Below are 18,505 nucleotides of genomic sequence, written 5' to 3'. Positions count from 1 at the left end.
CCGACGCAATGAGACGTCATCGAGCACAAAACTGGAAAGCCGGTTTAGCGAAAATGTTAATGGTTGTTGGATGAGGGGAGTGATACAGAGCGGCCTGTTTTTTAAATTCCGGTGAATGCTTACGGCAGCTCATTGTTGAACCCCCTACTCGTTGGCATGGTGTCCAATTTTCGGAATTCACTTCAGAGCTTGCGCCGCTATTCTTTGCACAGAAAGGAATAGCGGCGCGTTGATGAAAAACGAGAAGCCGTTATTTCGCTGCCGGTACTTTCAGCTTATCTCCCGCATCCGTGGCTTTGCGCAGCGTGGCAACATCGCTGGCTTTCACCTCGGCAGCCTCGTTGCCCCATGAATTGCGCACGTAGTTAAGCACATCTGCCATCTCTTGATCGTTCAATTTCCATGAGAAGGCAGGCATGCCGGCAGACGTTGGGCGTCCTTCGGTGTGCGGTGCGCGCGCGCCATCTAACAGCGCATGGATCATGTTGGTGGGATCATTCTGCATCGCGGTGTTACCCGCGAAAGCCGGCACCATGCCGGTGATACCTTCTCCCGACAAGCCATGACAGGCTGAACAGTCCACCTCATAGCGCAGTGCCGCCTGATCGTGTTTCGTCTTATCCATGACAAATGCAGTTGGCTTAGCCGTTGCAGAAGCGGGCAGGCTGCGCAAATAGGTGGCAATGGCTTTCAGGTCCTGGTCATTGAAATATTGTGTTGAGTGCTCAACCGCTTCTGCCATCGGACCGGCCGCAACACTCTCCCCGTTGGAGCCGGTTTTCAGGTAATCCGCGATCTGCTCATCGCTCCATTTTCCGATGCCAGCATGAGGATTCGGCGAGATATCAGGTGCATACCAAGTCCCTAAGTTGCCACCTTGCAGATACTGGCTGCTGATCTCTCCTCCTAACGCATTACGTGCGGTGTGACACACACTACAGTGCGCGGGGCCATCAACGATGTACTTACCGCGGTTCCAGGCATCATTCTGCGCACTCTGGGGCTTGAACGCTCTGTTATCAAAGAACAACAGGTTCCACCCTGCCATTGCCAGGCGAATGTTATACGGGAAGTTCATGCCAGCATTTTCATTGATGGCATTTTTCACCGGCTTCTGCGCGGAAAAATAGGCCCAGAGATCGTGCATGTCGGCATCGCTCATCTGCGTATAAGCGGTGTAAGGCATCGCAGGATAAAGGAAGCCGTGTTCGCCGCGTCCCTGACGGACCGCATTAAAGAAATCGTGCTCCGTCATGTTGCCGATGCCGGTTTCACGATCGGGTGAAATGTTGGAGGTTTGCAGTGCACCAAAGGGGGTGTCGATCTTGTAGCCGCCGGAAAAGTCCGCGTTGTGGCACGCCGCGCAATCCGCCAGGCGCATCACATATTCGCCACGTTTAATGGCATCTGCGTCACTGCTGTGGAAATCGGCTAACCTGACCTTATCATCAGCCACATTTGAACGTGAGCTGTCCATCACAACCCACATTCTGCCGGTCACGCCAATGGCGGCGACCACGGCCAACGCCGCGAGGGTATAGGTAATTTTCTTTGCCTTCGCCATGATTATGCCCCCACCAGCGGTGCCGGATTATTGATGTACTTCTGGTGGATAGCTTGCGCCGCACGCACCGCCAACGCCCCCACGGTGACTGTTGGGTTGTAGCCGCCATTGTTGGGGAAGGCCGAGGCACCGACCACAAACAAATTATGCGCATCCCAACTTTGCAAGTATGGGTTGAGCGCGGAAGTACTTGGATCGGCACCCATGACTGCGCCGCCAATGGTGTGCGAGCTGTGCTGCATGTAAGGGTTCCAGCTTTTCTCGGCTTGGTTATCGACCACAATGTGCTATTAATTCAAAGAAGGCCTGGCTATTCACCTGTGCCCCCAAATCGATTTTTCCGTCTTCCATTTTTGTGAGGAAATCATCAACCTGCTCAGCATTTAACGCATGGAAGGAGGATTGATATTTTTTTTGTGCCCAGTTTTCCAGCGCTTTTAAACCCGTTAAATAACGTTCCTTTGGTGCGGAAAGAAATTGAGGGCTGCCCATAATTTTTTCTTCGTTTTCAGGATGCAGTGGAGCTTGCAAATAAAGCGCGGCTCCTGAACCGTAATCCCCCGCTAACTGATTATCGAGGAACTCATTACAGCCCGCTTCAGTAGCTGAAGGCCCTGGCTTATCGGCCGGGATTAAACGATCAAAAATGGCTTGTAGATTCTGGCGATCCAGTGGGTTGGTGAGCACCTGGTAACCGTCTTGCCACGCTGGCTGTGGCAAATGGTCGGCACTGAGCTGGGTTTCCAGCGGCACATTGTGCAGCTCTTTGGCGCGCAGTTGCGGTGCCACGGCAAGTGAGGCGACAATACCGCTCAGCGAAAAGAGCGCTTCTCTTCGGTTCATACTTCTTTCCCTTGATCATTCCATCGTCTGATGGACACGGCAGATTAATATTGACAGAGCACGACGTTCCGGACATTCAGACATAGACCGGCCACACGTTAATTAGCGCGCAGCCGTCCACGACGAATCCATGTTCGTTATTATGATTTCTCAGAAAGTATTGAAAGACGTTATGCGCGTGTTGTTAATCAACACGCGATTCCGTAGGCTGGATTTTTCCCGCCATTGCCAAATGTCTTCACGGAAAACCCGTTATTCGGGCCTCCTTTATTTTTAATAAATATATTTTTTCATGTCGTCGATGCTGTGACGGGCAATATCCCAGAGATCATCTTCCCAGTTGCGCGGGCTCAATAATTCCGGTGACCATACGCCGTTGTATCCCGTGGCTTTCACTGCCGCCACCCAGGCTGGAATATCAACATCTCCCTCACCGAGCGCGTAATTGCGCTGGACCCATTCATCCCAGTCTTCGCCCGGATAGGCGGCGCGACCATCACAGAAATGCACACCGTAGATCAAATCCTTGTCCATGCGCGCCACTTCATCCGGTGTGGTGCCACCGCCGGCGTGCAGGTGCCAGAAATCGACCACCACGCCAAGGTTATCTTTGCCACTCTGTTTAATCAGATCCAGCGCGTGTCGCAGTGAATTGAAGGCAGTGAAGGCCACCACCTCTATCTGGAATTTAATGCCATGTGGCTTGCCGATATCGGCGATGGCGCAGAGGTTTTCCAGCAAGATGGCGTCACGTGCGGCGTCTGGCAGATGATCTAATTCGGTCAGCGCCATAATTTGTACCACCGGGCAGCGCAGTTCCACGGCCGCCTGCACCACTTTCTCCGCTTCACGCAGCAGGGCGGCACGTTCTTCTGGCTGGAAACGACCCATCCGCTTCAAAGCATTAATGCAGGTGATCTCAATCTGATACTTCGCCAGCAGATTACGATATTTTGCGTAACTGCCGCCGTTATCCAGATAGCGATACAGATGTTCAGGCAGAATCTCCAGTCCGCTGTAGCCTGTTTCGTGGGTGATGCGTAACTGAGTGACGGCATTGCTGTACCAGACAGAAACACCATGCAGTGGCAACTTCATCTCTCCTCCTTGTTACCTCAGGGTTTCAGGTGAGAGCGTCGTAAGCGCAATTCTCCCTGAGACCAAACACCACCTGGAGTGGCCTTTCCGTCAATCAAGCGGTTGAGGGCTTCATTGACAATTAAATCCAATCGCTGGCTAAACGTGGTCAGTTGCCAGCTGGACAAACTGGCTTCATCGATATCATCAAAACCCACCACCGCCATAAAACGGTTGCCTGCATGCTCTTTAAGCGCCTTCAATGCGCCGAGTGCCAAAATGTCATTCTCGCAAAACAGGGCGTCAACCCGCTGCTGAGGGGCGTGCGCGTTGAGATAATCACTCAGCACTTCATAACTCCGCTCACGAGAGTACTCGCCTGCAGTGAGCAGTAACTCCAGCGTCAATCCAGCCTCCTGGAGTGCCAGCTTTAGGCCATCCAGGCGCTGGGTATGATTGCTGCTGGTTTCCGGTCCCATCATATAGCCGATACGGGTGTAGCCCTGTGCCAGCAACAGTTCGCCCAGCTGTTTACCCGCGCGTAAACCGTCAACGTTCACCACATCGATATCGGGCTCGTCATTGTTTCGGCACACCTGCACCAGCGGAATCTGATGCATCTCGCGCGCCACGCTAATCAGTTCGTCGGTTAACACGGTGCCGAGAAACAGCAGGCCATCCACTTGCAACTGATCGGCGAGCGTCAGCACGGCGCTGTAATTTTTTCCGCTACCAATATTCAGTAACAACGCCATATAGCCGCGCTGTTGCAATTGACGTGTGACCATGTCGAGCATCAGCATCGAGTGAGGATTCTTCATCTCATCGATCACCACGCCGATAATGTGCGTTTTCTTCTGCGACAGGCTGCGCGCCAGCAGGTTAGGGCGATAGCCCAATTCTGCGGCGATTTTCAATATCTGTTCACGCGCCTTGTCAGAGATGGATGCACCGGGCGTGAAAGCGCGGGATACGGTCCATTTTGAGACGCCGGCAAGTCGTGCGACATCACTTGCTGTGGCTTTGTGGGGCTTCTTTGTTGGTTTATTCATAGCACCTGCGTAGGGATAAAAGGCGGAGTCCCCTGCATTGAACGTGAAAGCCAACTGAAAATAAACACCTAAGCGCAGGCAAATGAGGCAAATGACATTGAATAACCCTGTTTTTATGATGTTACGACCATGTTTGATCTTTGCACCCGATTGCAATGAGTTTTGCATTCGGGTGCAAATTTAACGGTTTTTGTGATCTTCTTCGCTGAATTGCATGTTGCCAGATTGACTAAAAAGTCGGCATCGCTGACATTCAGCGCTTGTAAGCACAAGAATCAACCTTTTTATGCCCGATTCTGATGCGATTTGCACTCGGTAGCATCTCGTGAAGTACGGCAGTACGTGCAGTGCAATGGATTCCAGTGCGTGAATAAATAACAAGAATCGGCAATAACAGATAAGAACATCTACCCTCAACCTAATTTGCACCCGGGTGCAAAAACAGGAGTGACTATGTTAAATGGTGAAAAACACATTCCACGCCCGCTCCGCTGGGCAATGATCGGTGGCGGCCGCCTGAGTCAGGTGGGTTATAAACATCGGTCCGGTGCCTTGCGTGACAATACCGCCTACCAGATGGTAGCCAGCGCCTTTGATATTGATGCTACACGTGGGCGCGAATTTGGCGTCAATCTTGGACTTGCGCCGGAACGTTGTTATGACAACTACCAGCAATTGCTTGAGGAAGAGGCAAAGCGTGACGATGGGGTGGAAGTGGTATCAATCGCCACCCCCAATGGCACCCATTATGAGATCACGAAAGCGGCGCTGAATGCCGGTATTCATGTGATTTGTGAAAAACCGCTGTTCTTCACCAGCGCGGAAGCGCAGGAGATTAAAGCACTGGCAGAGGCAAAAAAGCTCATCGTCGGCGTGACATACGGCTTCTCCGGCCATCCATTGTTGATGCAGATGCGAGCCATGATCGCCAACGGCGAGATCGGCGAAGTGCGTATGGTTGAGCTGCAATATACCCACGGCTTCAGCGCCAATGACAGTGCCGATAAATTTAGCGAAGCACAGAAATGGCGTGTCGATCCAAAAATCGCTGGTCCCTCGTTTGTACTGGGCGATATCTCCACTCACACCTTCTACATCTCGCAGCTGGTGCTGCCGCAGCTGAAAGTCAAATCGCTGCTGTGCGATCGCCAAAGCTTTATTCCCTCACGCGCACCGCTGGAAGACAACGCGATGGTGCTGATGCATTACGACAACGGGGCGGTAGGGCGCATGTGGGCGTCATCGATCAACGCCGGTTCAATGGACAGCCAAAGCATCCGCATTATCGGTTCACGCGCCAGTCTGGAGTGGAGTGATTACAACCCGGGCGAATTGAAATACGAAGTGCAGGGCCAGCCAAATCAACTGATGCATCACGGTATGCCGTATTTGCATGAAAGTGCGCTGGCGGATGAGCGTCAGGGTGCATTGCATACTGAAGGCCTGGCCGAGTCCTGGGCCAACATCTACCTCAAATTTGCCATCGCTATCAGTGCCACCCAGCGTGGCGATCAGCACACGCTTGATAACCTGATCTATCCCGACATTAATGCCGGGCTGGAAGGCGTGCGCTGGATTGAAAACTGTGTTCGTTCTGCCGACAACGGCGCGACCTGGGTCAACTACCAATAAGGACTGCCATGAAACTCTCTTTTTGTACCGACAGCCTGGGGCATCTGCCGTTTGAGCAAATGCTAGACAAACTGCTGGAACTGGGCGTTTACGGCGTTGAAATGACGACGGGTGGCTGGTCTTCTGCACCGCATTTGCCGACAGAAGCGTTACTGGGTAGTGCCACGCAGCGTCAAAACCTGCTGAAAGCACTGGAAACGCGTGGGATGTCGATTGCCGCCCTGAATGTATCGGGCAATCCGCTGGCTCCTGGTGAACTGGGGCAGAAACATAAACGCGATACCGAGAATGCCCTGGCGTTGGCGGGTGAGTTAGGGGTGAAGAAAATCGTCATGATGAGTGGGTTACCGCCTGCCAGCCCGCATGACACCATTCCCAACTGGATCACCTATACCGTGAGCTGGCCGCCGACACTGAAAAACTGCCTCGACTATCAATGGAATGAAGTGGCGATCCCTTACTGGCAAGGGCTGGTGGCGCGTGCGAAGCAAAGTGGGGTCGAGAAATTTGCGCTGGAGAACTTCAGCTCCATGCTGGTGTGGAATCCAGAGACCCTGTTCCGGCTGCGCAATGCGGTGGGCGACATGGTAGGGCTGAACCTTGATCCCAGCCATTTACTGTGGATGGGCGCCGATCCGATTGCCGCAGCTCGGGCGCTGGGGCCGGCGATTCATCACTGCCATGGTAAAGATGTGCGGATGGAACGGGGTCTGGTCAATATCAACGGTCTGCTGGAAACCAAACCGGTGGAGGATGTGGCAAACCGCGCCTGGAACTACGTTGCTGTGGGCTGCGGCCAGGATTTGCAATGGTGGAAGGAGTTCTTCTCGGTGGTCCGTATGATGGGCTACAACGACTGGGTCTCACTGGAAATGGAAGATCTCACCATGTCGGTGGAAGCGGGCATCACCTCATCGATTGCCGCGTTGAAACAGACCATCAGTCAGTAGGCGTTGAGCGCGGTGTGCTGCCGCGCTGTACATCCCGCATCCGCTGCCCGATACTTCGTGTTTATACGAACTATCATGAGGCAGCCTATGCTGGAAAATCACCCGCAGCGCGATGAAATCCGTCTGGAAAATGTATTGGCCGCGCTCGGCAATCCCCTGCGCATGAGTGTGGTCGCTATCCTGGCTGAGGGGGGTGAGCACACGTGCGGATCGCTGCTGAAGGGCGTGTCCAAATCCACTCTAACGCATCACTGGCGCGTACTGCGCGACAGTGGCGTCATCTGGCAGAAACCTTCAGGCCGTGAAAACCTCTTGTCACTGCGTCGTGACGACCTGGACGCACGCTTCCCCGGGCTGCTGGACGCATTTCTTACGGCGACCACGCAGGATGGTCTGACGCGTGGCACCGTCAACGACTTTCACAGCTCAGCGTCTTAATCCGTTTTTGGCCGCAACAGATAGCCGGAGCGCACATCACCCTCAATATAGCCAAATGCGGATGCGCCAAAGTGCATGCCTGCTACCCGCGTTTTGTCCCTTGAAACCTGTTCGATAATCGCTTTGCGCGTGGTTTCAGCCAGTGCCGGATCGTTATCAAAGGAAATGGAAACGTCTGGTCGGGCTAACTGGATATGCGGGTAATGCACAATATCGCCCCAGATCAGTAGACGTTCATTGTCGGAATCAATCAGATATCCGGTATGCCCCGGCGTATGGCCTGGCAGACTGATAGCCTGGATATCCGCAGTGATATTATCCTGCTCAATCAGGTGCAGGCTGGGCCGATAGGCCTCGAGCGTACGACGCACCAGCAAGGCATTTCTCTGAGTGCGTTCGTTGGCTGTTTCAAGCTTTTCATCATCCCGCCAAAATGCCGCTTCAGCCGTAGAGAGATAAAGTTGCGCATTAACAAAGGCAGGTTGACCGTTGGCTGTTAGTAAGCCGCCAATATGATCGGGATGGCAATGCGTGAGCAACAGAGTATCAATGGCGTCGGGGTTAACACCCAGCGCTAACAGATTAGGCTGCAATTCCCCGCCAATATGATTGACGGCGCCCATGCCGCTATCAATCAAGATCGTGCGTCCTTCACCGCGAATCAGATAACAGTAAATATGAATATCACCCGGCACATCGATACCCGATTGCGCTTGAATTGACTCTGCGCTGGGGATATCAATGCCGGAGAGCAGCGTAAGGCTGGCTTTCATGGTGCCATCACTGATAGCCGTGACCAGATAGTGACCCACGCGTTGTGAGGAGAAATGTTTGACCATCATTACCGCCTTTGTTCTTCACCGAAAGAGAAAACGCTGTTTAATCATTAAGCTGCATCAGCAATGAAATATTGCAGGGAACCGGCGGGTGTGACTATCATCCTTTTCGACTGAGTTGAGACCGAAAAAGCTGTGGACATTAAATTATTGCGATCTTTTGCTACTGTGGCGCTGCTGGAACATGTCGGTCAGGCGGCGGAAAAGCTGCATATCTCGGCATCCCCGCTGAGCAGGCAAATTCAACAACTTGAGAGTGAACTCGGCGTCACGCTGTTTCATCGTGAGAAAAAGCGTCTGCGATTGACGGAAGCAGGGCGAAAATTTCTGGATGAGGTCACGCCTTTTCTGCAACATCATGCGCGTCTCACCGATTATGGCCGCAGCCTGACGCAGACGGCCAGGGGGCGTCTGGATATTGGTTATGTTGAGGCGGCGATACATTCGCGCATACTGCCAGATGCCATTGCCCGGATTGATCAGCAAAGCGGCACCGCTATCCATCTGCACGCGATGCGATCCCAGCAACAACGCGAATTACTTGAGGAAAGGGCGCTGGATGTAGCGCTACTGCATACCCCTCCCGAAAAGGGCGACTGGTTTTTGCAGAACAAAGTGCTGACGGAACCGATTCTGTTAGTCATGCCAAAAGCACAAACCATCGCTACACCCACACCGGCAGATTTACAAAAACAGCGCTGGATAGCCGATCATGCGCACCTCAATCCAGCTGCGCGCGCCCGCTTACTGGCTGCATGTGAGCAAGCGGGTTTCCAGCCGGATATTACCTTTGAGGTGAACGGGCCGCTGGCTGCCCTGGCCTGCGTGGAAGCGGGCCTGGGGTTTACCTTCATTCAACAAAGCCTGGCGAGTCGGGTCGCAGATACCGTTTCACTGGTGATGCTGCCGTGGTTACCGCTGGAGATAATCTTATATGCTGTGTGGCGGAAGGACGATAACAGGCCGCAGATTCGGGAGTTTATTGACGCGCTACCGAGGAGGGATGCGCTCACTTAGTCGCGGCAATGAGCTGTAGCCGATGCGTGCTGATATCCTGATCCGCTAAGCAATGAAAACCCAACCGTTCATAGAAGGAATACGCTGCGTGCGGTGCATGGGTATTGATCAGAGCAAAATGGATGACCGCATCCTGAATGATCTGTTGCAGTAACAACGTTCCCAGCCCCATGCCGCGATAACATTGACCTAAATAGAGATGACGAACCCTGCCAGCCCGACAATTTGTCATGAATGGGTCCTGATTCAGCCCGCCAACACCAATCAGTTGATGGCATGAAAACAGCCCCAATAGTTTTTCGCCAGGGAGATCGAAACAATTGGTGCCGTTGCGCCAATTATCATCGAGCCTGCGAAGCATATTGAAACCCAGGTCGATGCTCTCCGCTTTGAGTGACGAAAATCCGGGGACATACGGGGTGATGGTTTCAACGCGCAGATTCAATTTCTTCTCCTCTCACTGTTGCAATGGCGACGGGCGTTTTACAACGGCTGTTGTATTTGCAACTTCTCACCCGTTAAGTAACGCTCCCATCTCAATAAAATCAACTGCTTAAATTCATGAAAATCTGGCACAGCTGCTGCATTACCCTTTATATATCGAAAAGATAGAACTTGATTGAAATTCATATTTTTAAGCTATATATCGACAGGAGAAGCCGATGTCAGATAAGAAACCCCTGCAATTTGCGTACTGGGTGCCCAATGTGTCCGGTGGATTGGTGATCAGTCAGATTGAACAGCGCACCCGTTGGGACGCGGAGTATAATCGCGAACTGGCAAAAATCGCTGAAAAGGCAGGATTCGACTATGCCCTGACGCAGATCCGATTTACTGCCGGATACGGTGCAGATAACCAGCATGAATCGGTGACCTTCTCACAGGACTTGCTGAGCCATACCTCAACGCTCAAAGTGATTGCCGCGCTGCTGCCCGGCCCATGGAATCCCGTGCTGGCCGCCAAGCAGATCGCTACCATCAGCCATCTTTACGGTCCACGCATTGCCGTTAACATTGTCAGCGGCTGGTTCCGGGGCGAATTTAAAGCGATTGGCGAACCCTGGCTCGATCATGAAGAGCGTTACCTACGGTCTGAAGAATTTATCCATTGCCTTAAAGGTATCTGGCGTGAAGACAGCTTCACCTTTGCCGGAGACTTCTATCGCTTCCGCGATTACGCATTAAAACCCAAACCTCTTTTACCTTTACCTGAAATCTTCCAGGGCGGCAGTTCCCGTGCAGCGCGTGATATGGCGGCACGCGTGTCGGATTGGTACTTCACCAACGGCAATACGCCGGAGGGCGTTCAGCAGCAAATTGAAGACATTCAGGTGAAAGCCATCACGCAAGGACATCAGGTTAAAATTGGTTTAAACGGTTTTGTCATCGCCCGCGATACAGAGCAGGAAGCACAGTCCGTCCTGCAGGAAATCATCGCCAAAGCCAATCCGGATGCCGTTAAAGGTTTCCAGCATGAAGTAAAAAACGCGGGAAGTGCGTCACCGGAAGGTGAGGGCAACTGGGCAAAATCGTCGTTTGAAGATCTGGTGCAGTATAACGACGGCTTTAAGACCAATTTAATTGGCACCCCACAACAGATCGCTGAGCGCATCATGGCGTTGAAGCAGGCAGGCGTCGATTTATTGCTGCTGGCCTTTTTGCACTTCCATGAGGACGTTGAGTTCTTTGGCCGCGAGGTGATTCCGCGAGTGCGTGAACTGGAACGTCAGGAAAGCCGGGTCTCCGCCTGATATCAAATATGGCGGGCGCGGCCCGCCAGTAGCGCCATCATCATCTGAACCACGGTAACCGCCAGTAACATGATCAGCGGCACCAGCCAGTTACCGCTGGCATCATGTAGCATACCGAAACACAGCGGGCCAAGTGCCGCCAGCCCGTAACCGACGCACTGCGCCATGCCGGAGAGTTTTGATGCCTGGCGATGATCCTGGGTGCGCAGATTAAACAGTGAAAGACTGATCACCAGTGACGCGCCTGCGCCCAATCCTGCCAGAATCAGCCACAAAAGTGACCATGACGGCAGCAGCAGCAAGCCGACCACCGCAACAAAGATCAGGAATGAAGCGATAAAGCCAATAGCGCGCTGATCTTTCAGGCGTTTGAGGGCGCTCATGCAGGCGAGATTGGAGACGATAGCGACGATCTGATAGACGAACAGCATGCCGCCTGCCTCAATCTGGCTAATACCGTTGTCTTGCGCAAACGGGGTGAACCAGCCAATCAGGGTATAGAACAGCAGTGACTGACTGGCCATAAACAGCGAAACTTGCCAGCCCAATGCTGAGCGCCAGGGCGATCGCGTCACGCTGTGGGTTGCTGCGGCGTGCACCTGCGGCCCCGACTTTTTCAGATAAGGTAGCCAGGCGAGCAGTGCGATAAACGCGGGCACCAGCCACACCGCGAGCGACAGACGCCAACCTGCGGAGCTGATTTCAGCCAGCGGCACCGCAATCCCTGATGCAATACTGGCTGAAATCCCCATCACCATGGCATACAACCCGATGTAGCGTGCCGTGTGCTCAGTAAAGTCACGCTTGATCAGCGGGGGCAACAGCACGTTAGCGGCGGCAATACCGGAGCTCAGAATTAGCGTGCCCGCCCACATGGCATTTTCACTGCCGGTAATGCGCAGCAACGACCCCAGCGTGATCAGCAGCAGCGAGCCCCACAAACTGCGTTCCAGGCCAAAGCGATTACCAAACCAGGCGGCAGGCGGTGCCAGCGTGGCAAACATCAGCAGCGGTAAAAAGTTGATCACGCCTGCGGCACTGGCGCTCAGACCAAAACTGGCGCGGATATTCTCCAGTATGGGGCCGGTGGCGGTGATCGGCGTGCGCAGGTTGGCAGCAGTAAGCAGCAACAGAAACAAAAAAAAACCCGCGCGTCGCAGGGCTGGATTTTGGGCAATAGTGGTATGGGACATATTTGCGCACCATAGAGTTGAGGCAGAACGATTCTGCATATGGTGCGTTGATTGACGTTAACGCTTACGCAGCAGTTCATTTCCGCTGAGGAGGGGAATACTAACGAGGGACGTTTGACATGTAAAGTTTCAAAATCCATCAAAGATAAAATCAATAGAATCTTTGATTTGCTGGCGATAAGGGCGCGCATCCATCACTTGTTTTCCTAACAGAGATGCGGGCACACTTGCCATTTCATGGGTCATGACGAGATAGCCTTCTCCCTCAATTTCGATGACGGGGTTAAGCCGTTTTACCTGACCAGCCTTAAGTCGATTCATAGGGTACAAAGGAATGACAATACGCGTTGTGAGCTGATCAATGATATCGCTTTGAACATCGACCAGATAAGGGTAAGCACTGTTTTTACTGGTGTTGTTATAAATCATGTACTGCATATTTAGAACGTCCTGTGTTCATCCGACAATAAACCATGCTCTTCAGTTATGCGGTTCAGTTCCTGTAAACCGGCACTATTTTCTTGTTTCCATTTTTCTGCAGCGGCTACCCGTATTTCTTGTCGCAAAGCCTCAGCAAGAATCGCGGATAAGTTTAAACCGGCCTCTCTGGCTTGTTGCAATAGCATGGGTTCGACGGTGACGCTGACGGTTTTCTTCTGGTTTACACTGGTATTAGGCATAAATCCCCCGTGTGGACTACACGTGTAGCAATGTCGATGAGTATGGATGAAAACTCAATTGCCATCAATCCAACAAAAATAAACGTTATTGACTTGCCTCTCGACCTATCCGCGTCCACTTTTAAAGCCTCTGTTCAACACAAATGGATGCACGATGCTTTGGTTATGGAATACGCTGATCCTGCTGGCGTCAGTGGTGGTGATGGAAGTGGTGGCGGCACTGTCGCATAAGTACATCATGCACGGATGGGGCTGGGGCTGGCATTTATCACACCATGAACCGCACGACGGCAAATTTGAACTCAACGATCTCTATGCCGTGGTGTTTATGTTCTTGGCGATTGCGCTGATCTACATCGGCGTAAACGGCTACTGGCCGCTGCAATGGATTGGTGCGGGCGTAACCTTGTACGGCGCACTCTATTTCATGGTACATGACGGGCTGGTGCATCAACGCTGGCCGTTCCGCTATATCCCGCGCAAAGGTTATCTCAAGCGTCTGTATATGGCGCACCGCATGCATCATGCGGTGCGGGGCCGCGAGGGGTGCGTCTCATTCGGCTTTCTTTATGCGCCGCCTTTGCATAAGTTGCAGGCGGCGCTGCGACAGCGGCATAAATCCGTTAACGCGGACGCTGCCACAACCCCTCAGGACGCGACTCCGGACGAGTCAAACGTGAAGTAAGCGCCAAGCCAGCACCTTTCACCAGCAGCGCCAGTTTTTCGCCGCTGCTGGTGCGTTGTCGCGCATCCCAGGCATGTGCGCCTGCATGTTGCACCTTCACCCCAATTTCACGATAGACGCCGCGTGCAGTGGCGATGGCCCATGCGGAGCGCAGCGGCAATCCGGGTAAGCCGGAAAGAGCAGAGTGATAATAGGGTTCTGCTTCGCTCACCAGTCGCGCGGCCAGTGGTGCCAGGGCAGCGCGATGTTGCGGATCGGCCAGATTCTGGCCGGTTAAGCCCGCTTGGTCCAGCCAGCTTTGCGGCAGATAGCAGCGCCCATTCTGCGCATCTTCAACGATGTCGCGGGCAATGTTGGTGAGCTGGAAGGCGAGCCCCAGATCGCAGGCGCGATCCAGCACCGCTTCGTCACGGACGCCCATCACACGGGCCATCATCAGGCCCACCACTCCCGCGACGTGATAGCAGTAGCGCAGAGTATCGTCGAACGTCACGTAGCGCGCCTCACGCGCATCCATCGCAAAGCCTTCCAGGTGATCAAACGCCAACTGTGGCGGCAACTGGTGAATTAACGCCACCTCCTGGAATGCTTTGAACGCGGGTTCATCCATGTGCGCACCGCTGTAAGCACGGCGGGTTTCAATTTGCAGATGCAGCATGCGCGCTTCGGCATCTTCTACCACATGTTGTGTGCCGCCTTCGCCCAGCGTTTGTCCATCAATCACGTCATCGCAGTGGCGACACCACGCGTACAGCATCAGCGTGCTGCGCCGCGTGGGCGCATCGAACAGTTTCGCGGCCGTGGCAAAACTCTTTGAGCCGATCGCCATGGTCTGAGTCACTTGCTCTAGCAGGGGTTGGCGATTCATCCAGCGAGATCCTCCTGCATCAGTTGCGCAGTGGCTTTCGCCGAGCCAATCACACCGGGTACCCCGGCGCCGGGATGTGTGCCAGCACCAACCAGATAGAGGTTGGCGATATCCGCATCGCGGTTATGTGGGCGGAACCATGCGCTCTGCGTCAAAATCGGTTCCAGCGAAAACGCTGAACCCTGATGGGCATGCAGCGTGTCGCGAAAATCAAACGGCGTAAACATGCGGTGCGTAACCAGTTGCTGACGTAGTCCCGGCATATAGTGCTCCTCCAGATAAGCAAAAATGCGGTCGCGTAAACGCGGTCCTTCCTGTTGCCAGTCGATCGCCGCCGTGCCGAGATGCGGCACCGGTGCCAATACATAGAAACTGCCACAGCCTGCCGGAGCCAGTGATGGATCGCTGGAGCAGGGTGCATGCAGATAAAGCGAAAAATCGTCTGAAAGCTGGCTGCTGTTAAAAATCTCGTCGATCAGCTCACGATAGCGCGGGCCAAAGCACACGGTATGATGCGCCAGCTGTGAATGCGGGTGATTCAGACCGAAATAGAGTACAAACAGCGAATTGCTCATGCGTTTACGTTTCAGTGAGGCCGCACGTTTGCTGGCGGCAGGATGCCCACGCAGCAACCGATCATAGGTATGCACCACATCGGCATTCGACGCCACCGCATTAGCTGCAAACCGGCGACCATCTTTCAAATGTACGCCACTTATGCGATTGCCCTGGGTTTCAAGCTGACTCACTTCGGCGTTGAGCAACAATTCGCCACCCATGTCGGTAAACAGCTTAGCCAGGCCTTGCACCAGCGCTCCCGTGCCGCCACGTGGGAACCATACGCCCCATTCGCGTTCCAGCGCATGAATCAAGGTATAGATCGAGGACGTTGCAAAAGGATTACCGCCAACCAGCAGCGAGTGAAAAGAGAATGCCTGACGCAGGTGATCGTCCTGTATAAATTTTGCCACCATACTGTAAACGCTGCGCCAGGCCTGCAAGCGGCCTAACTGAGGGCCAGCATGCAGCATGTCACGGAAATGCAAAAAAGGCACAGTCCCCAACTTAAGATAACCCTCTTTGAACACCTCGCGTGAATAGGCGAGAAACTGCCGATAGCCTGCGACATCGGCCGGGTTGAAGCGGGCAATTTGCTGCTCCAGCAACGGTTGATTATTGTCATAGTCGAGCTGTTTGCCGTCTTCCCAGCATAAGCGATAGAAAGGCGTAACCGGCATCAATTCAACATAATCACTGAGCGATTTACCGGCCAGCGTAAACAGCGCTTCAATCGCTGTCGGGTCGGTGATCACTGTCGGTCCGGCATCAAAAGTAAAGCCCTGTTCCTGCCATGCGTAGGCGCGTCCGCCGGGTTTATCGCGCTGCTCAAGTAGCGTGGTAGGAATGCCAGCTGCCTGCAGCCGGATAGCCAGCGCCAGGCCGCCGAAACCGGCGCCAATCACATAAGTACGTGTCATTATTTCTTCCCTGGTTTAGAAGAGGTCGTCATCAGTGCGCGCACCGCTTCGCCAATCGGCACCGGCGGTTTGCCACATAAAATGCGCGCTTTATCGCCGAGCTGGAGTTGCCCGGCGTAAAAGCGGCTGATTAATCCGGCATTCAGCCGATAAAAGCGCTGCATGACACGCCAGCGCTGGTCCGGGTGCCCGGCCAAGAACAGCATTCGATTGAGCAGCCGGAAAAAACGCTGTGTTCGCCACTGCTCGTGTGCAAACTGTTCGATGGCGCGACTGAGCGTTGTCGCATCACAGGGCAACAGTTGGGCAATGCGTTCAGCCAGCGCCAGTGCTGTGGGCAACGAGTAGCCCGTGGTGGCGTGAAACAAACCGGCGCGCAATCCACTGCACGGTTGACCACGCTGTTGCAGCCAAAAGGCATCAATATCGCCACTCAATGTTATTGGCAGTGAACCTTGCTCCTCACGCAGCAGAAGGCTCAAGCTCCAGTGATGCGCTTTGGCGTAATCGGCGATATTCAGCCGCGCGGTGTGCTCTGTCAGCGTGGGCTGATTAATGTAGTGCGTATCTTCAATTAAAAGACGATCTGTACTCAGCGGTAAGGTGTAAACAAAGCGGTAGCCCTGTTGTTGATCCACTGTCGCATCCATCAAGATCGGTTGTGTTAAACCGTGAGGCCTAGCCAGATGCCACTCCTGACCGATAAAGGCTTGATAGCCGAGTTGCAGATGCGGCGTGTGTTGCAGGCCGCGACCATCAATCACCACCGCAGCATGCAGTACGCGATGGTCGGCCAGGGTGACCTGAGTGGGGCGCACCTCATTCACCGGGGTATTGATCCAGAGATCATCCGCCATGACCTCATAAAGCCGTTGGGCAAAATCTGCAGAGGTGATTGAGCAATATTCTCCGCTGAGATTGCGGCGCAGTGAAGGGAATCGCACCTGATAGCCGGGCCAGCGGTGGGCAATCAACGGTTGCAGCCACTGTAGCTGATTGGGGCTGAGATCGTCCTGATGAAAGGACCAGGTATGATTACCTGCCGGATGCGCGTGACTTTCCAGCATCAGAATGCGCAACTGGGGTTGGCGCTGACGCAGCTTCAGCGCAATCAAGCCATTAGCCAGGCCGGCCCCCACTAAAATCACGTCATAATTCTCGGGCATCAGGTCGCCTCCGCCAGCACAACACGGTGTTGCCCCAATGCCTGCTCAACGATATCAGCGGCGCGCTCGCAACTGCCTGAGCGCTGCAGCTGCGCCTGAATCGGCGAGATACGCAGCCGATAGCCGTCATCCGTCAACAGTTGCTGCAGGTGCTGCTCCAGCTGATGCACGCGGCTAAAGCGAGACGCGCGATGACCGACACCGTGCCAGGCAATACGTGACGCCACGCCGGGTTGGTCAAAGGCCAGCGGCAGCGCCAGCATCGGGGTGCCCCATTCCAGTGACTCTAACGTGCTGTTGAGTCCGGCATGGGTGATAAACAGCTGCGCATGTTGCAGCGCGGCTGGCTGATCGAGAAAATCCGTCACCCACGCCGCACCGGCGCGCTTAAGCTGCTGCACCTGATTGGCGTCCAAACCGCCACAATGGGCAATCACCAACGAGAGCTGCTGGTTGCGGCACGCTTTTGCCAGATGCAGGAACAAGCGAAAACGATGACCTTGCAAGGTGCCAAAAGAGGCATAAACCACCGGCTGTCGCAATTCTGGCCAGGGCGCGCTGGCACTGCGGGGAGGATTCGATGCCTGCAGCAGACCCACAGCGTGAAAATGGCTGGGCAGATGCTGGCGCGGAAAATCAAATGCCGGAACGAGTTGGCTAATCTGCGCCAGCGGTGACAAACATTGATGCAGGCTGTGGCGATCGGGTAAACCCCATCGTTGCGCATGGTGGCTGATCACCGCGCCATGGCGCTGCATCAGGCGATCATAAATATCCTGACTGGCCTGAAAACGTTGCAGTGATTTTTCATCCTGACCAAAGCGAAACGGCATCACCGCCAGCGGTATGCCAGGCTCGCGATTCACCGGCAGCGCGCAGGCCACTGAAACAAAGGGAAGGTGCAACGCTTCTGCCACTAAGCCACCCGCCGCTTCCATCTGATCGGCAATCACACCATCGACTTGCAACGAGGTTAAACGCGCAGGCAGTTCACGACACAACATATCGGTGCTGGCGGCGATATCACTGATTACCCGCCATAACGAAAGGGGCGAGGCCAGATGCTGTAACACCCGTGCCAGAGAACCGGCGGGATGGCTGCGCTCACCTACGGTGCTGAATCCTATACATTCATCCGTTAGCAGGAGACGTGCATCATCCTGTTGCACAAAGGTGATGCGATGACCGCGCGCAATCAGCGTCTGTGACAACGCCTGCAGCGCGTGAAAATGGCTATACAGTGGCGGCGCAATCACGGCAAAGTGCCCCATCGGC

At 54.1% G+C, this 18,505-nt stretch carries 19 protein-coding genes and 1 pseudogene; 6 read left to right on the top strand and 14 right to left on the bottom strand.

The features are described from left to right. Nucleotides 1-250: 250 nt before the first annotated feature. The 5 genes and pseudogenes from QMZ65_RS16095 to QMZ65_RS16075 form a co-directional block, all read right to left on the bottom strand. Complete coding sequence (locus tag QMZ65_RS16095) at nucleotides 251-1,564, bottom strand: cytochrome c (protein WP_283216337.1); 1,314 nt, start codon at nucleotides 1,562-1,564, stop codon at nucleotides 251-253. A 2-nt stretch (nucleotides 1,565-1,566) separates the two neighbouring features. Further along, nucleotides 1,567-1,851 (bottom strand): annotated as a pseudogene (locus QMZ65_RS16090) (GMC oxidoreductase); the annotation flags it as partial. Further along, complete coding sequence (locus tag QMZ65_RS16085; protein ID WP_283216336.1) at nucleotides 1,835-2,407, bottom strand: gluconate 2-dehydrogenase subunit 3 family protein; 573 nt, start codon at nucleotides 2,405-2,407, stop codon at nucleotides 1,835-1,837. The pseudogene QMZ65_RS16090 and the gene QMZ65_RS16085, both read right to left, overlap by 17 nt. A gap of 273 nt (nucleotides 2,408-2,680) precedes the next feature. After that, entirely contained in the window at nucleotides 2,681-3,505 is an 825-nt protein-coding gene (locus tag QMZ65_RS16080) for a sugar phosphate isomerase/epimerase family protein (protein WP_283216335.1), read from the bottom strand. A 17-nt stretch (nucleotides 3,506-3,522) separates the two neighbouring features. Continuing rightward, on the bottom strand, nucleotides 3,523-4,536 hold the full coding sequence (locus QMZ65_RS16075; protein WP_283216334.1) for a LacI family DNA-binding transcriptional regulator: 1,014 nt from the start codon (nucleotides 4,534-4,536) through the stop codon (nucleotides 3,523-3,525). Nucleotides 4,537-4,989: 453 nt separating this feature from the next. Here QMZ65_RS16075 and QMZ65_RS16070 point away from each other — a divergent pair, with 453 nt between their 5' ends. From QMZ65_RS16070 to QMZ65_RS16060, 3 genes are all read left to right on the top strand, one after another. Beyond that, the gene (locus QMZ65_RS16070; RefSeq protein WP_283216333.1) at nucleotides 4,990-6,168 is read left to right on the top strand and encodes a Gfo/Idh/MocA family protein; all 1,179 of its coding nucleotides are present in this window, start codon (nucleotides 4,990-4,992) and stop codon (nucleotides 6,166-6,168) included. Between the two features lie 8 nt (nucleotides 6,169-6,176). After that, on the top strand, nucleotides 6,177-7,118 hold the full coding sequence (locus tag QMZ65_RS16065; RefSeq protein ID WP_283216332.1) for a sugar phosphate isomerase/epimerase family protein: 942 nt from the start codon (nucleotides 6,177-6,179) through the stop codon (nucleotides 7,116-7,118). 87 nt (nucleotides 7,119-7,205) lie between these two features. Next, nucleotides 7,206-7,556 carry an ArsR/SmtB family transcription factor gene (locus QMZ65_RS16060; protein WP_058962005.1) on the top strand — a complete coding sequence of 117 codons (351 nt, stop codon included), beginning with the start codon at nucleotides 7,206-7,208 and terminating at the stop codon, nucleotides 7,554-7,556. On the opposite strand, the gene QMZ65_RS16055 is transcribed toward QMZ65_RS16060, so the two are convergent. Continuing rightward, nucleotides 7,553-8,398 carry an MBL fold metallo-hydrolase gene (locus QMZ65_RS16055; protein WP_283216331.1) on the bottom strand — a complete coding sequence of 282 codons (846 nt, stop codon included), beginning with the start codon at nucleotides 8,396-8,398 and terminating at the stop codon, nucleotides 7,553-7,555. The genes QMZ65_RS16060 and QMZ65_RS16055 overlap by 4 nt on opposite strands. A gap of 129 nt (nucleotides 8,399-8,527) precedes the next feature. Here QMZ65_RS16055 and QMZ65_RS16050 point away from each other — a divergent pair, with 129 nt between their 5' ends. Continuing rightward, nucleotides 8,528-9,409, top strand: a complete 882-nt coding sequence (locus tag QMZ65_RS16050) for a LysR family transcriptional regulator (protein ID WP_283216330.1) — start codon at nucleotides 8,528-8,530, stop codon at nucleotides 9,407-9,409. Here the strand turns inward: QMZ65_RS16050 and QMZ65_RS16045 are convergent. Continuing rightward, a complete protein-coding gene (locus QMZ65_RS16045) occupies nucleotides 9,402-9,854 on the bottom strand; it encodes a GNAT family N-acetyltransferase (protein ID WP_058962008.1) in 453 nt (150 codons plus the stop codon). The two genes, QMZ65_RS16050 and QMZ65_RS16045, sit on opposite strands and share 8 nt — an antisense overlap. Before the next feature lie 217 nt (nucleotides 9,855-10,071). Here QMZ65_RS16045 and sfnG point away from each other — a divergent pair, with 217 nt between their 5' ends. After that, the gene (gene sfnG / locus QMZ65_RS16040; protein ID WP_058962009.1) at nucleotides 10,072-11,160 is read left to right on the top strand and encodes a dimethylsulfone monooxygenase SfnG; all 1,089 of its coding nucleotides are present in this window, start codon (nucleotides 10,072-10,074) and stop codon (nucleotides 11,158-11,160) included. Nucleotides 11,161-11,162: 2 nt separating this feature from the next. Here the strand turns inward: sfnG and QMZ65_RS16035 are convergent, their stop codons facing one another. From QMZ65_RS16035 to QMZ65_RS16025, 3 genes are all read right to left on the bottom strand, one after another. Next, on the bottom strand, nucleotides 11,163-12,353 hold the full coding sequence (locus tag QMZ65_RS16035; RefSeq protein WP_211728692.1) for a CynX/NimT family MFS transporter: 1,191 nt from the start codon (nucleotides 12,351-12,353) through the stop codon (nucleotides 11,163-11,165). Nucleotides 12,354-12,482: 129 nt separating this feature from the next. After that, nucleotides 12,483-12,791, bottom strand: coding sequence for a CcdB family protein (locus QMZ65_RS16030; RefSeq protein WP_058962010.1), 309 nt, complete (start codon nucleotides 12,789-12,791; stop codon nucleotides 12,483-12,485). A gap of 2 nt (nucleotides 12,792-12,793) precedes the next feature. Beyond that, entirely contained in the window at nucleotides 12,794-13,033 is a 240-nt protein-coding gene (locus QMZ65_RS16025) for a type II toxin-antitoxin system CcdA family antitoxin (RefSeq protein ID WP_058962011.1), read from the bottom strand. A gap of 154 nt (nucleotides 13,034-13,187) precedes the next feature. On the opposite strand from QMZ65_RS16025, the gene QMZ65_RS16020 reads away from it, so the two are divergent. Then, nucleotides 13,188-13,718 carry a sterol desaturase family protein gene (locus tag QMZ65_RS16020; protein ID WP_058962012.1) on the top strand — a complete coding sequence of 177 codons (531 nt, stop codon included), beginning with the start codon at nucleotides 13,188-13,190 and terminating at the stop codon, nucleotides 13,716-13,718. On the opposite strand, the gene crtB is transcribed toward QMZ65_RS16020, so the two are convergent. The 4 genes from crtB to QMZ65_RS16000 are packed head-to-tail and all read right to left on the bottom strand — an operon-like array spanning nucleotide 13,657 to nucleotide 18,501. Further along, the gene (crtB, locus tag QMZ65_RS16015) at nucleotides 13,657-14,586 is read right to left on the bottom strand and encodes a 15-cis-phytoene synthase CrtB (RefSeq protein ID WP_283216329.1); all 930 of its coding nucleotides are present in this window, start codon (nucleotides 14,584-14,586) and stop codon (nucleotides 13,657-13,659) included. The two genes, QMZ65_RS16020 and crtB, sit on opposite strands and share 62 nt — an antisense overlap. Then, a complete protein-coding gene (locus QMZ65_RS16010; protein WP_283216328.1) occupies nucleotides 14,583-16,064 on the bottom strand; it encodes a phytoene desaturase in 1,482 nt (493 codons plus the stop codon). The genes crtB and QMZ65_RS16010 overlap by 4 nt, the downstream gene beginning before the upstream one ends. Further along, nucleotides 16,064-17,230 carry a lycopene beta-cyclase CrtY gene (gene crtY / locus QMZ65_RS16005; protein ID WP_283216327.1) on the bottom strand — a complete coding sequence of 389 codons (1,167 nt, stop codon included), beginning with the start codon at nucleotides 17,228-17,230 and terminating at the stop codon, nucleotides 16,064-16,066. The genes QMZ65_RS16010 and crtY overlap by 1 nt, the downstream gene beginning before the upstream one ends. Then, complete coding sequence (locus tag QMZ65_RS16000; RefSeq protein WP_283216326.1) at nucleotides 17,230-18,501, bottom strand: glycosyltransferase; 1,272 nt, start codon at nucleotides 18,499-18,501, stop codon at nucleotides 17,230-17,232. The genes crtY and QMZ65_RS16000 overlap by 1 nt, the downstream gene beginning before the upstream one ends. Nucleotides 18,502-18,505 lie beyond the last annotated feature (4 nt).

This window comes from Pantoea sp. EABMAA-21 (assembly GCF_030053335.1).
Taxonomy (GTDB): Bacteria; Pseudomonadota; Gammaproteobacteria; order Enterobacterales; family Enterobacteriaceae; genus Pantoea; species Pantoea communis.
Note: the sequence above shows the minus strand (reverse complement) of the source record. Positions and strands in the feature narration are given on the sequence as shown.

Coding starts and splice junctions, on each gene's coding strand:
- QMZ65_RS16095 (WP_283216337.1), bottom strand. CDS start 1,564: ATGGCGAAGGCAAAGAAAATTACCTATACCCTCGCGGCGTTGGCCGTG.
- QMZ65_RS16085 (WP_283216336.1), bottom strand. CDS start 2,407: ATGAACCGAAGAGAAGCGCTCTTTTCGCTGAGCGGTATTGTCGCCTCA.
- QMZ65_RS16080 (WP_283216335.1), bottom strand. CDS start 3,505: ATGAAGTTGCCACTGCATGGTGTTTCTGTCTGGTACAGCAATGCCGTC.
- QMZ65_RS16075 (WP_283216334.1), bottom strand. CDS start 4,536: ATGAATAAACCAACAAAGAAGCCCCACAAAGCCACAGCAAGTGATGTC.
- QMZ65_RS16070 (WP_283216333.1), top strand. CDS start 4,990: ATGTTAAATGGTGAAAAACACATTCCACGCCCGCTCCGCTGGGCAATG.
- QMZ65_RS16065 (WP_283216332.1), top strand. CDS start 6,177: ATGAAACTCTCTTTTTGTACCGACAGCCTGGGGCATCTGCCGTTTGAG.
- QMZ65_RS16060 (WP_058962005.1), top strand. CDS start 7,206: ATGCTGGAAAATCACCCGCAGCGCGATGAAATCCGTCTGGAAAATGTA.
- QMZ65_RS16055 (WP_283216331.1), bottom strand. CDS start 8,398: ATGATGGTCAAACATTTCTCCTCACAACGCGTGGGTCACTATCTGGTC.
- sfnG (WP_058962009.1), top strand. CDS start 10,072: ATGTCAGATAAGAAACCCCTGCAATTTGCGTACTGGGTGCCCAATGTG.
- QMZ65_RS16035 (WP_211728692.1), bottom strand. CDS start 12,353: ATGTCCCATACCACTATTGCCCAAAATCCAGCCCTGCGACGCGCGGGT.
- QMZ65_RS16030 (WP_058962010.1), bottom strand. CDS start 12,791: ATGCAGTACATGATTTATAACAACACCAGTAAAAACAGTGCTTACCCT.
- QMZ65_RS16025 (WP_058962011.1), bottom strand. CDS start 13,033: ATGCCTAATACCAGTGTAAACCAGAAGAAAACCGTCAGCGTCACCGTC.
- QMZ65_RS16020 (WP_058962012.1), top strand. CDS start 13,188: ATGCTTTGGTTATGGAATACGCTGATCCTGCTGGCGTCAGTGGTGGTG.
- crtB (WP_283216329.1), bottom strand. CDS start 14,586: ATGAATCGCCAACCCCTGCTAGAGCAAGTGACTCAGACCATGGCGATC.
- QMZ65_RS16010 (WP_283216328.1), bottom strand. CDS start 16,064: ATGACACGTACTTATGTGATTGGCGCCGGTTTCGGCGGCCTGGCGCTG.
- crtY (WP_283216327.1), bottom strand. CDS start 17,230: ATGCCCGAGAATTATGACGTGATTTTAGTGGGGGCCGGCCTGGCTAAT.
- QMZ65_RS16000 (WP_283216326.1), bottom strand. CDS start 18,501: ATGGGGCACTTTGCCGTGATTGCGCCGCCACTGTATAGCCATTTTCAC.